Annotated in this window: 12 protein-coding genes; 9 read left to right on the top strand and 3 right to left on the bottom strand. The window is 71.7% G+C overall.

Going from position 1 to position 12487, the window contains the following annotated elements:
- Positions 1-30: 30 nt before the first annotated feature.
- The 3 genes from ACFCXS_RS28675 to ACFCXS_RS28685 are packed head-to-tail and all read left to right on the top strand — an operon-like array spanning position 31 to position 3871.
- Positions 31-972 (top strand): carbohydrate ABC transporter permease, encoded by a 942-nt coding sequence (locus tag ACFCXS_RS28675; RefSeq protein ID WP_376646226.1) that lies wholly within the window; start codon positions 31-33, stop codon positions 970-972.
- The gene (locus ACFCXS_RS28680) at positions 969-1787 is read left to right on the top strand and encodes a carbohydrate ABC transporter permease (RefSeq protein WP_376646227.1); all 819 of its coding nucleotides are present in this window, start codon (positions 969-971) and stop codon (positions 1785-1787) included. The genes ACFCXS_RS28675 and ACFCXS_RS28680 overlap by 4 nt, the downstream gene beginning before the upstream one ends.
- A 29-nt stretch (positions 1788-1816) precedes the next feature.
- On the top strand, positions 1817-3871 hold the full coding sequence (locus ACFCXS_RS28685) for a beta-galactosidase (RefSeq protein WP_376646228.1): 2055 nt from the start codon (positions 1817-1819) through the stop codon (positions 3869-3871).
- Positions 3872-4024: 153 nt separating this feature from the next.
- Here ACFCXS_RS28685 and ACFCXS_RS28690 read toward each other — a convergent pair whose 3' ends face one another.
- The 3 genes from ACFCXS_RS28690 to ACFCXS_RS28700 are packed head-to-tail and all read right to left on the bottom strand — an operon-like array spanning position 4025 to position 6490.
- Positions 4025-4762, bottom strand: coding sequence for an FAD:protein FMN transferase (locus ACFCXS_RS28690; protein WP_376646281.1), 738 nt, complete (start codon positions 4760-4762; stop codon positions 4025-4027).
- 14 nt (positions 4763-4776) lie between these two features.
- Positions 4777-5190 carry an FMN-binding protein gene (locus ACFCXS_RS28695; RefSeq protein WP_376646229.1) on the bottom strand — a complete coding sequence of 138 codons (414 nt, stop codon included), beginning with the start codon at positions 5188-5190 and terminating at the stop codon, positions 4777-4779.
- Between the two features lie 13 nt (positions 5191-5203).
- Positions 5204-6490 carry a ferric reductase-like transmembrane domain-containing protein gene (locus tag ACFCXS_RS28700; protein ID WP_376646282.1) on the bottom strand — a complete coding sequence of 429 codons (1287 nt, stop codon included), beginning with the start codon at positions 6488-6490 and terminating at the stop codon, positions 5204-5206.
- 206 nt (positions 6491-6696) lie between these two features.
- Here ACFCXS_RS28700 and ACFCXS_RS28705 point away from each other — a divergent pair, with 206 nt between their 5' ends.
- From ACFCXS_RS28705 to ACFCXS_RS28730, 6 genes are all read left to right on the top strand, one after another.
- Positions 6697-7404: a response regulator transcription factor gene (locus ACFCXS_RS28705; RefSeq protein ID WP_376646230.1), complete on the top strand. Its 708-nt coding sequence runs from the start codon at positions 6697-6699 to the stop codon at positions 7402-7404.
- Complete coding sequence (locus ACFCXS_RS28710) at positions 7401-8858, top strand: sensor histidine kinase (RefSeq protein WP_376646231.1); 1458 nt, start codon at positions 7401-7403, stop codon at positions 8856-8858. The genes ACFCXS_RS28705 and ACFCXS_RS28710 overlap by 4 nt, the downstream gene beginning before the upstream one ends.
- An 80-nt stretch (positions 8859-8938) precedes the next feature.
- Positions 8939-10063, top strand: coding sequence for an ABC transporter ATP-binding protein (locus tag ACFCXS_RS28715; protein ID WP_376646232.1), 1125 nt, complete (start codon positions 8939-8941; stop codon positions 10061-10063).
- Positions 10060-10764, top strand: coding sequence for an ABC transporter permease subunit (locus ACFCXS_RS28720; RefSeq protein ID WP_362239225.1), 705 nt, complete (start codon positions 10060-10062; stop codon positions 10762-10764). Before ACFCXS_RS28715 ends, ACFCXS_RS28720 begins: the two co-directional genes overlap by 4 nt.
- Positions 10761-11426: an ABC transporter permease gene (locus ACFCXS_RS28725; RefSeq protein WP_376646233.1), complete on the top strand. Its 666-nt coding sequence runs from the start codon at positions 10761-10763 to the stop codon at positions 11424-11426. Before ACFCXS_RS28720 ends, ACFCXS_RS28725 begins: the two co-directional genes overlap by 4 nt.
- 71 nt (positions 11427-11497) lie before the next feature.
- Positions 11498-12454, top strand: a complete 957-nt coding sequence (locus tag ACFCXS_RS28730) for an ABC transporter substrate-binding protein (protein ID WP_376646234.1) — start codon at positions 11498-11500, stop codon at positions 12452-12454.
- Positions 12455-12487: the final 33 nt, after the last annotated feature.

The raw sequence follows: 12487 nt of genomic DNA on the forward strand, positions 1-12487 counted from the left end.
CGCCGCACCCGGCGCGTCTGGAGGACCACCATGACCACCACCCTGACCGGCGCGTCCGGCACCGCCCGCGCGCGCAGCCACCCGAAGGGGACAGCACGGCGACCCCGCCGGACCTGGGCGCCCTACCTCTTCGTCTCGCCCTTCTATCTGCTCTACGTCCTGTTCATGCTGGTCCCCGTCGGCGTCTCGCTGTGGCTGAGCCTCACCGAGTGGGTCGGGCTCGGGCCCCCACGCTGGGTGGGGCTGCGCAACTACCGGCTGCTCGCCACCGACATCAGCTTCCACCGGGCCCTCGGCAACACCGCCGTGTTCGTGCTGGTCGCCCTCTGCCTCGTCGTCCCGCTCGCCCTGCTGATCGCCCAGGCGCTCAACACCCGGGGACTGCGAGCCCGTGACCTGTGGCGGACCGCCTACTTCGTCCCGATCGTGGTGTCGCCGATCCTCGTCGCGCTCCTCTTCGGGCTGATCTTCGACCGGCAGTTCGGACTCGCGAACGCCCTGCTGCGCGCCCTGTTCGGCACCGGAGGCGTCGACTGGCTGGGCGACCCGGACCTGGCGAAGGTGAGCATCGCCCTGGTCATGCTGTGGCGCTGGACGGGCTACCTCACCGTGTTCTTCCTCGCCGGGTTGCAGAACGTGCCCCGGGAGCTGTACGAGGCCGCCGCCCTCGACGGGGCCGGGCGGCTGCGCACCTTCACCACCGTGACCCTGCCGGCCCTGAAGCCGGTCACCGCGTTCGTCGTGGTCACGTCGTTCATCTGCGCGGCCCAGATCTTCGAGGAGCCGTACCTGCTGACCGGCGGCGGACCGGCCGAGTCCACCCTCTCGGTGACCATGTTCATCTACCGGGCCGCCTTCCAGCGCCAGCAGTTCGGCTACGCCGCGGCCGCCGCCGTCGTGCTGTTCGTCCTCGTCTTCGGCCTCAGCCGGCTCGTCAACCGTCTCCTCGGCATCGGGAGGGCCACCCCATGACACGCGCCCGCCTGCCCCTGTACGCGTTCCTGGTCCTGTTGTTTCTCGGCTTCCTCACCCCGCTGGTGTGGGCGCTGAGCGGCTCGTTCAAACCGCGTGGCGACATCTTCGGCTACCCGCCGAAGCTCGTGCCGGACCCCTTCACCCCGGACAACTACCGCACCCTGCTCACCGAACAGCCCTTCGGCCGCTGGTTCCTGATGAGCACGGTCGTCGCCGTCGTCGCCACACTCGTGTCCGTCTTCGTGTGCGCGCTCGCCGGCTACGCCTTCGCCAAGTTCCGCTTCGCCGGGAAACGGCTGCTGTTCGACGTCATGTTCAGCTCGCTGTCGATACCGTTCGCGGTGATTCTCGTGCCGCTGTTCGTGATCCTCGTGAAGACGGGGCTCGGCAGCCCCTGGTTCGCGCTGATCGTGCCGTGGGTGGCGCCCGCGTTCGGCATCTTCATGATGCAGCAGTACATCGTGCAGTCCGTCCCGGACTCGGTGCTGGAGGCCGCCCGCATCGACGGGGCGAGCGAGTTCGGCATCTTCCGGACCATCGTGCTGCCGCTGCTGCGGCCCGCGCTGGGCGCCCTGGCCGTCTGGCAGTTCCTGCAGAGCTACAACAGCTTCCTGTGGCCGCTGGTGCTGGTCTCCGACAGCTCCCAGTACACCCTGCCGCTGGGCCTGCAGACCCTGTTCGTGTCGGAGCAACGGCAGTACGACCTCGTGCTCGCCGGAGCGGTCCTCGCCGTCCTGCCCGCCGTGGCCCTCTTCGTGCTGCTGCGCAAGCAGCTCCTCGAGGGGCTCTCCACCGGCGCGGTCAAGGGCTGACGTCTCACCCACTTCCCTGAAGGAGAAGCATGTTCGAGCTGCCCGGCCGCGTGCTGTTCGGCGCCGCCTACTACCACGAGTACCAGCCGTACGACCGCCTCAAGGACGACCTCGACCTGATGGCCGAGGCCCGCTTCACGGTCATCCGGGTCGGGGAGTCGGTCTGGTCCACCTGGGAGCCCGAGAACGGGCGTTTCGACCTCGACTGGCTCCAGCCGGTCCTGGACGGCGCCCATGAGCGGGGCATCCGCGTGATCCTCGGGACACCGACCTACGCGGTGCCGCCCTGGCTGGCCCGGCAGTACCCGGAGATCGCGGGGGAGCGGCGCACCGGCAGGCGGCTCGGCTGGGGTGGCCGGCAGGAGGCCGACTTCACGCACCCGGCGTTCCGCTTCCACGCCGAGCGGATCATCCGCAAGGTCGCCGAACGGTACGCCGGCCACCCGGCCGTGATCGGCTGGCAGGTCGACAACGAACCCGGCCTGCACCTCTTCCACAACCACGGCGTCTTCCAGCGCTTCACCGACGAACTGCGCGCACGCTACGGTGACGTGGAGACCCTCAACCGCGAGTGGGGCCTGGTCTACTGGTCTCACCGGCTGTCCACCTGGGCCGACCTGTGGACCCCGGACGGCAACGCCCAGCCGCAGTACGACCTGGCGTGGCGGCGCTTCCAGGCCCGGCTCGTCACGGAGTTCATCGCCTGGCAGGCGGACCTCGTGCGCGAGTACGCCCGCCCCGGCCAGTTCGTCACCACGTGCATCTCCTACGACCGCCCCGGCGTCGAGGACGACAGGCTCACCGAACGGCTCGACGTCACCGCGGGCAACCCGTACTACACGATGCAGGACGCCCTCGCCCTGCCCGAGGCGGGCGCCGGCGGGCAGAACTGGACGACCAACGGCACCTGGGCGCTCTACCGCAGCGCCGACCGCATGTACTCCTCCCGGCAGGAGCCCTTCCTCGTCACCGAGACCGACGCGCAGGCCATCGGCGGGCCGTGGGACAACCGCCCCGCCTACGACGGCCAGTGGCGCCAGGCCGCCTGGGCGCTGATCTCCCGCGGGGCCTCGATGATCGAGTACTGGCACTGGCACACCCTGCACTTCGGCACCGAGACCTACTGGGGCGGCATCCTCCCGCACAGCGGCCGGCCCGGCCGGGTCTACCGCGAACTGGCGGCGCTGGGAGCGGAGCTGGAGCGGGCAGGCGATCTGGTGTCGGCCCTCACCCCGGACGCGGACGTGGCCTTCCTCTACGACGGCCCCAGCAAGTGGGCCCTCCAGGGGCAGCCCCCGCTGGCGGGCGCCGACGCGGGCCCGGACGAGCGCTCGTACGAGAGGATCTTCGACGCCTTCTACCGGGGTGCCTTCGACGCCGGCCTCCAGGTACGCGTGCTGCACCCGGGGCAGCTCCCGGACACCGAGCTGCCGCCCCTGCTGGTCGTCCCCGCCTACTACGCCGCCGACGACACCGTCCTGGACCGGCTGCGCGGCTACGCCCGGGCCGGTGGCCATCTCGTCGTAGGCCCCCGCACCGGCTACGGCGACACCGAGGCCCGGGCCCGCACCGAGCTCCAGCCGGGCCGGCTCGCCGAGGCCGCCGGGGTGACGTACGACGAGTTCAGCAACCTGTCCGACCCGCTTCCCGTCGCCGGCACGCAAACCCTCCCCCTCCCGCCCGGCGCGCACGCACTGCACTGGGCGGACGGGCTGTCGCCGCAGGGCGCCGAGACCCTGGCGTCCTACGAGCACCCGCACTTCGGCCGCTGGCCCGCCGCCACCACCCACCGGCACGGGGCCGGACGCATCACCTACGTCGGCACCGTGCCCGATCCGGTCTTCGCCCGGGCCCTGTTCGGCCGGTACGCCCCGGACGGTGCCTGGCGCCCCGGCCACCCGAGTGTCACGGCGACCTCCGCGACCGCCCGGGACGGCCGCCGGGTGCGCTTCCTGCACAACTGGTCGTGGGACGAGGTGTCCGTACCGGTGCCGACGGCCCTGCGGGACGTGCTGACGGACGCTCACTACGCCGACGCGGTGCCGCTCGGGCCGTGGGACGTCAAGGTGCTGCGGGAGGAGTAGACCCGGCGACCGCGCGTCGCGGCGGGCAGGGACGGCTGGGGCCCGGTCCGCCGACGGCCTCCCCGCGTGCCGTCACCGGCAGCCTGTTCCTCGTACCGCCGGCGGGCTTCCCGGGAGGGCCTGCCGGGCAGTGGCCGACCGGCGCCACCCGGCTCACGCCGCCGCGACCCCGCCCCCGCCCGCCGACGGGAAACCGGCACTGCGCAGCACCCGCCGGTCCGCGTCCACCGCGAACACCTCGCAGCCCTCGCGGGCCGCCGCCCATCCGACGCCCTCCCTGCCGAGTGCGAAGGCCGCCGTCGCGACCGTGTCCGCCTCGGTCAGGGTCGGGGCCACCACCGTCAGGCTGAGCAGGCCGGTCGCGGGGCGGCCGGTGCGGCCGTCGAGGATGTGGTCACCGCGTTCGTAGCGGGCGGAGGTCGCCACGGCCCGGTCCGTGACGTCCAGGACCGTGCAGAGCCGGTCGGCGTGCTCGGGATGGCGCACGCCGACCCGCCAGGGGCCGCCGGATGCGATCACGTCGCCGCCGGCGTTGAGGCAGAAGCGGCGCGCCCCCGCTGCCGACAGCAGTTCCGCTCCCCGCTGCACCGACCAGCCCTTCACCACGGCGCAGGGGTCCAGGCCGCGGCCGGGCAGGCGCACGTCGAAAGCGCCCCCGGTGGCGATCCGGTACTCCTCGCACAGGTCCAGGACCTCGCGCAGCTCCGGGCCGGGCTCGGGCACCTCGCCCCGGTCCAGCCGTGACACCTCGCTGTCCGGGCGGAACGGGCTGAACCGTGCGTCGACCTGGCGCAGCCAGGCGAACAGGCCGTCCACCGCCGACTCGGGGACGTCCTCGTCGTCGATCCGTACCGACACCGGGAACCCCATGACGTGCTCGACGCGCCGTATCACCCTCGTACCTCTCACCCGCGCGCGTCGATGGCGGCCTGGAGCGACTCCTTGTAGCCGTCGCTGGTGATCGTCGCACCCGACACCGTGTCGATGTCGGCGCTCTGCGCGCGGAGCGTCTCCTCGATCAGCTGAGGAACGGCGGCCGTGGTCTGCGGGTGGTCCGGCTGCCGCAGCATCCGCACCGAGGCGATCCGGTCGCCGTCGAAGGTGACCTCGACCCGCACCGGGCCCTTCTCGGTGTCGACGAGGGACCCCGACACGACGGTGGTCGTGGTGCCGCCCGACGAGGACGCCGAGGGAGTGGACGCCGGCGCCGCCGCCTCGGCGGGGACCGGCGACGAACCGGTGTCCTGCGAGGGCGCGTAGCGCCAGAGGGGGATCAGGCCCGCGACACTGAGGACGAGGACGGGCAGGGCTCGCTTCACGACTCTCTCCTCGTCATCCGGCCAGGCTGAAGCGTTCGAAGTGGATCTGCGGCCCCGGCACACCCAGCTCGCGCAGGCTGCCGAGCACCGCGTTCATCATCGGCGGCGGCCCGCACAGGTAGACGTCCCGCTGCGCGAGGTCCGGCACCAGCCGGGCCAGCTCCGGCGGAGCCAGCCGGTCGGGCACGGGCGGGCCGGTGACCAGGTGCAGTTCGGCGCCTCTGGCGAGGGCCAGGTCGCGCAGTTCGTCGTAGAGGACGGCGTCCCGGTCCGTGGCCACCCGGTAGATCACGACCGCGTGGCCGTGCAGTTCCTCCAGCAGGGCCCGGATCGGTGTGACACCGACGCCACCGGCGATGAGCACGGCGTCGGGGCGGGTGCGGTGCAGGGTGGTGAAGGCGCCGTAGGGGCCCTCGGCGAACACGCGCGTGCCGACCTTCAGATGCCGCAGGGCCGCGCTGCCGGCACCGGCCCTCTTGACGGTCAGGCGCAGCGTACGGCCGTCCGGGGCGGCCGACAGGGAGAACGGGTTCGCCTGCCACCAGCGGTCCCGGGTCAGGAACCGCCACAGGAAGAACTGCCCCGCCCTGGCCGGCAGCCGGTCCAGGTCGCGGCCCGTGATGTGGACCGAGACCACGTGGTCGTTCTCCGGGACGACGGCCGTCACCCGGAGCCGGTGACGGAGGTTGCGCCACAGCGGCAGCACCAGCCGGCCGGCGAACACCGCGGCGAGGGCCCCGCCCCACAGGACGTACCAGTACGCCGTCGCGACCGGCGAGGAGGCGAACGTCGTCCCCGCCGCGACCTGGTGCGTGAACGCCAGCACCACCGCCAGGTAGGTGTACAGGTGGATGAAGTGCCAGGTCTCGTACGCCAGCCGGCGCCGGGCGTACCGGGCCGAGACCGCTCCCACCACCAGGATGATCGCCAGCGCGACGATCGCCCGCAGCACGCCCTCGACCGTCTCGGCGAGGTCCACCAGCTGGTCCACCGGGTCCAGGGACGAGGACGCGGCATAGCCGAAGACGATGAACACCGCGTGCGCGAGCAGCAGCCACAACACCGTAAAGCCCGTCCAGCGGTGCCAGGACGTCAGCCGGTCCATGCCGATCCGCCGGTCGAACCACGGCAGCCGGGCCACCAGCAGCAACTGGAACGCCATGAGCAGCGCCGCGTACAGACCGGTCAGCCGGCCCAGCACGATCAGCGCGTTCGAGGCGAAAGAGGCCTGCGCGAAGAACACGGCCACCACGACCGCGTTCGCCAGCAGCACCGCGTACAGACCGGTGCGGCCCACCACTGAGGGCCGCACGCCCGGGCGGGGCGCCAAAGGACGTTGATGGAGGGTCGTCACGATCGGCAGCTCCTTGATCGGCTCCTGGTGCACCGAGCTTGGCGCGTGGGAGCTGTCGGGAAGCTGTCGCCCGACTTTCAAGTGGTTATCGATCGCACGGCGAGGGGGCACGCGGCTATGGCGGCGCGGGACGCGTGCCGCACTATGAGCGCGTGGAGAAAGTACGACTTCTCGTCGTCGACGACGACCCGCCCATCGCCGATCTCGTCGCGACCGTCGCCCGCTACGAGGGCTGGGAGGCGGTCACGGCGTACACCGGCGAGGACGCGCTGAGGCGGGCCGCCGACTTCCACCCGGACATCGTGGTGCTGGACCTGATGCTGCCCGGCGTGGACGGCTTCGGCGTCCTGGACCGGCTGCGCGCCTCCGGCACGATGGTGCCGGTGGTCTTCCTCACCGCCCGCGACGGTGTCGCCGACCGGGTCGCCGGCCTCACCCGGGGCGGCGACGACTACCTGGTCAAGCCGTTCGCCGTGGAGGAGCTGATGGCCCGGTTGCGGACCGTGCTGCGGCGCAGCGCCGGACCCGCCTTCCAGCGGTCCGTGCTCCGGGTCGGCGACCTGACGATGGACGAGGACACCCGCGAGGTCCGGCGCGGCGCGAGGCTGCTGTCGCTCACCCCGACCGAGTACGAGGTGCTGCGCTACCTCATGCGCAAGTCGCCCACCGTGCTGACCAAGGCGCAGATCCTCGACCACGTGTGGGAGTACGGCTTCGGCGGCCGCTCCAACGTCGTCGAGCTGGTCGTCAGCCGGCTGCGCCGCAAGCTCGACGAGACCGGCGAGACCGACGAGGGCGGCTCGCCGCTGATCCACACCGTGCGCGGCTTCGGGTACGTGCTGCGGCAGGCCGCCGAGTGATCGCCCGGCTGCGGCGGACCTACCGCAGGATGCGGCTGGGCACCCGGCTGGCCCTGGGCCTGGGCGCCCTGTCCCTGGTGGTGTTCGCCGTCGTCGGCACCGCCCTGACCACGTACATGCGGGACTATCTGTCGGCCCAGCTCGACACCCAGCTCGGCCAGGCCCAGGTCGCCCAGTCCAAGAGCATCGCGGACTACGGCACCCTCTCGGGCAAGAAGTACTACAGCTGGTTCTACGCCGTGTACGACGTGAAGAACGGCACGCCCGAGCTGCGCAGGCCGGAGGATCCCGCCGACCTGCCGGAGGACGTCGACGACTTCACCTCCCTCGCCCGGGCCCAGACCGCCGCACACCAGGAGATCCTGCGCACCGAGCACCTCCGGGACGCGGGCTCCTACCGGCTGCGCGCCTGCCAGGTGAAGCCCGGGGTGGTCCTGGTCAGCGCCGCACCCCTGGAGGACATCGAGGACACGGTCGGGCAGCTGATCACGATCCAGGTCGTCACCTTCGCCCTCGCGCTGCTCGCGCTGGTCGTCTTCGGCCGCCGGATGCTGCGCCGCGGCCTGAAACCGCTCAGCGACATGGCCTCCACCGCGCACGGCATCGCCTCGCACGACCTGACCGAGTCGGCGGCCCGGCTCCCGCTGCGCGCCGACGGCCGGGACGGCGGCCCCGAGGTGGACGAACTGCGCACCGCCTTCAACACGATGCTGGAGCACATCGACGACTCCCTCGCCGTGCGCGCCGAGGCCGAGCAGCGGCTGCGCCGCTTCGTCGCCGACGCCTCGCACGAACTGCGCACCCCCCTGATGTCGGTGCGCGGTTACGCCGACCTCTTCCAGTACGCCGCCGCCAACGCCCCCGAGGAACGCGACCGGCACCTGGCCCGGTTGCGCGCCGAGGCCGCCCGGATGGGCATCCTCCTGGACGACCTGCTGCTGCTCGCCCGGCTGGACGCGGCGGAGGTGGAGACACCGCTGCGCATCGAGGACGCCGACCTGGTCAAGCTGGTGGGCCAGGCCGCGGACGCCTTCCGCGCCGGCCGCCCCGACCGTCCGCTGACCGTCCTGGCGGGTCCGGGCCCGGTGACGCTGCCGATGGACCCGCTGCGCATCCGGCAGGTCGTCGACAACCTGCTGACCAACGCCGCCGTGCACACCCCCGCCGGGACGAAGGTGTCGGTGGAGGTCGCCCTCGTGCCCGGCGCGGCGGAAGTGCGCGTCGCCGACACCGGTCCGGGCATCCCGCCCGACGACCGGGCCCGGGTCTTCGACCGCTTCTACCGCGTCGACAAGGCCCGCAGCCGCGACCGCGGCGGCAGCGGCCTGGGCCTCGCGGTCGCCCAGTCCCTGGTCCGCGCCCACGGCGGCCGCATCGAGCTGAACAGCGCACCGGGAGCGACGGTGTTCACCGTGCGCCTGCCCGTGCGGGACGTACGCCCTGCGGGCCGGTGACAGGCGCCCTCTAGACTCGTCCGGAAACAGCCCGTACGACCCTGGCCAACGCTTCCGCCAACCCGAAGGGCTCCGGCGCCTTGATACGGATCGAATCAGTCACCAAGCGGTATCCGGACGGCACGGTGGCTGTCGACCGGTTGTCCCTGGAGATACCCGACCGCTCGATCACCGTCCTCGTCGGACCCTCGGGCTGCGGCAAGACCACCACCCTGCGGATGATCAACAGGATGGTCGAACCGAGCGAGGGGACGATCCTCCTCGACGGCGAGGACATCCAGCGCCGCCCCGTCACCACCCTGCGCCGGTCCATGGGGTACGTTATCCAGAACGCCGGCCTCTTCCAGCACCGCACGATCCTCGACAACATCGCCACCGTGCCCCGCGTGCTCGGCTGGGGCAAGCAGAAGGCCCGCACCCGGGCGGCCGAGCTCATGGAGCGCGTGGGTCTGGACGCCGCGCTCGCCAAGCGGTACCCGTACCAGCTGTCCGGCGGCCAGCAGCAGCGCGTCGGCGTGGCCCGGGCGCTCGCCGCCGACCCGCCCGTGCTGCTCATGGACGAGCCGTTCTCCGCGGTCGACCCGGTCGTGCGCAAGGGCCTTCAGGACGAACTGCTCCGCATCCAGGACGAACTGGGCAAGACCATCGTCTTCGTCACCCATGACATCGACGAGGCGATCAAACTCGGCACGATGGTCGCCGTGATGCGCGAGGGCGGTCACCTCGCCCAGTACGCGCCACCCGCCGAGCTGCTGTCCGGCCCCGCCGACGCCTTCGTGGAGGACTTCCTCGGGGCCGACCGCGGCATCCGGCGGCTGTCGTTCTTCCCCTCCGCCGAACTTCCGCTGACCACCGGTGCGGTGATCCCGGCCGACGCCACCGCCGAGCGGATCGCCGCCGCCGACGCCCCCTGGCTCCTGGTCACCGACGCCGAGGGCAGGCCCCTCGGCTGGGCCGAGCCGGCCGACCTGACGGCCGGTGACATCGACCCCGGCCGCCTCCTGCCGTACGGACGGCCGTTCGTCCCCGGCGCCGACTCCCTGCGGGCCGCCCTCGACGGCGCCGTGCTCTCCCCGGCCGGCTGGGCCGTCGCCGTGGACGACGCCGGGCGGGTGACCGGCGTGGTCTCGCAGGCGGCCATCGGCGAGGCGATCCGCAGCGCCCACGCCGCGGGCCACTCCGACGTGGCCGAGGTCGCGTCGTGAACGGCTTCTTCGACATCCCGAGCGACCTCCAGCACAGCTACGCCGGCCTGATCGGGCTCCATCTGCGCGAGGCCCTGCTGCCCGTTCTGGCCGGCCTGCTGCTCGCGCTCCCGCTCGCCCAGCTCTGTGTCCGCTTCCGCTGGCTGTACCCGCCGGTGCTCGGCGCCACCACCATCCTCTACGCCGTCCCGTCGCTGGCCTTCTTCGTCGTCCTCATCGACTACACCGGCCAGACCGAGCTGACCGTGATGATCCCGCTGGCCGTGTACAGCCTCGTGGTGCTCGTCCCGGCCATCGTCGACGGGGTGCGGTCCGTGCCCCAGGAGACCCTGGCCGCGGCCACCGCCATGGGCTTCGGCCCCGTACGCCGTTACGTGCAGGTGCAGTTGCCGATCGCCGTGCCCGCCATCATCGCCGGGCTCCGGGTCGCCACCGTCTCCAGCATCTCCCTGGTCAGCGTCGGCACCCTCATCGGCAACCAGGGCGCGCTCGGCAACCTCCTCGCCGACGCGCAGAAGTACGACCGGCCCGAACTGGCCGTGAACTCCGTGATCACCACGGCCGTCCTGGCCATCGCGTGCGACGCCCTGCTGGTGCTGCTGCGCGTCGCGCTCACCCCGTGGATGCCGAACGGCACCCGCAGGCGCCCGAAGGCCGGCGTGCGGCAGCCCCTGCCCGCTCCCCAGGACGTGACCCGGTGAACGTACTGAACTTCGTCAACGCCTTCTTCAGCGACAGCGCCCACTGGCACGGCTACGACGGCATCCCGCAACGCCTGCTCGAACACGTCCAGTACTCGCTCCTCGCCCTGGCCCTCGCCGCCGCGATCGGGCTGCCCGTCGGCCTGCTGACCGGGCACACCGGGCGGGGCGGCAACGCGCTCGCCTTCATCGCCACCGCCGCCCGCGCGCTGCCCAGTTTCGGCCTGCTGGTGCTGATCGTCATCGTGATGGGCTTCGGCCTGCTGCCCGTGATGATCCCCCTGGTCGTCCTCGCCGTTCCGCCGATCCTGGTGACCACCTACGAGGCCGTGCGCACCGTCGACCCCTCCCCGGTGGACGCCGCCCGCGGCATGGGCATGCACGAGTCCCGGATCCTGTTCCAGGTCGAACTGCCGGTCGCGCTGCCGCTGATCCTGAGCGGTCTGCGCTCGGCGGCCATCCAGATCGTGTCGACGGCCACCATCGCCGCCTACGTCAGCCTGGGCGGCCTCGGCCGGTACATCGTCGACGGGCTCTACCAGCGCGACTACGAGAAGGTCGTCGGCGGCGCCACCCTGGTGGCCGTTCTGGCCCTCGTCACGCTGGCGTTGTTCTGGGTGGCGGGCCGGATGACCGTGTCGCCGGGCGTGCGCCGACGTTGACGGCCGGTCTGTGACAAACCGTGACCAGGACGCTCTTGACTGATCACAAAGCGGCTGGATTGGATCGGTAAATGACTTTCACCGCGAAGAGCAGCAGGTCCACAACGAGGCACACCGGCGTGGCGGCCGTCGCGCTCACCGCCGCTGCGGCGCTGCTCGCGGGCTGTTCGTCCGGCGACTCCTCCGACAACCCTCTCGAAGGCGAGAAGGCGAAGGCGGGCACCGTCGTCGTCGGTTCCAACAACTTCGCCGAGAGCACCCTGCTCGCCGACATCTACGGCGAGGCCCTCAAGGCCAAGGGGCTCAAGGTCACCTACAAGCACAACATCGGCAGCCGCGAGACGTCGTACGGGCTGATGAAGAACGGCTCCGTCACCGTGCTGCCGGAGTACAACGGCTCGCTGCTGGCCTACCTGGACCCCAAGGCCGGGCAGAAGTCCCCCGACGCGGTGAACGAGGCCGTCAAGACCAAGCTGGACAAGAGGCTGACGCTGCTTCGGTCGTCGCCCGCCGAGAACAAGGACTCGGTCACCCTCAACGCCGAGACGGCCCGGAAGCACAAGCTCACCTCCTCCTCCACCCTCGCCGACCTCAAGGACGCCGCCCCGGACCTGGTGATCGGCGGTTCCCCCGAGTTCCAGACCCGGCAGCAGGGCCTGAAGGGCCTGAAGTCCGTGTACGGCCTGGAGTTCAAGTCCTTCAAGGCGCTCGACGCGGGCGGCCCGCTGACCCAGGCGGCCCTGGCCAAGAACACCATCCAGGCCGCCGACGTCTTCACCACGGACCCGACCATCGTGAAGGAGAAGTTCGTCGTCCTGAAGGACCCGGAGAACCTCTTCGGGTTCGCCAACGTCACCCCGCTGGTCAACAAGAGCGGCCTGAACCAGAAGGGCGTCGACGCCCTCGACGCCGTCTCCGCCGAGCTGGACACCAAGACGCTCCTGAAACTGGACGCGCAGGTGCAGCTCGAGAAGAAGGACCCGCTGGACGTCGCGACGGCGTGGCTGAAGTCGGCGGGCCTGAACTGACGGCCTGACGGAACCCGGCCCGGACGACCGCGA

This window comes from Streptomyces sp. NPDC056373, assembly GCF_042262425.1.
GTDB lineage: Bacteria > Actinomycetota > Actinomycetes > Streptomycetales > Streptomycetaceae > Streptomyces.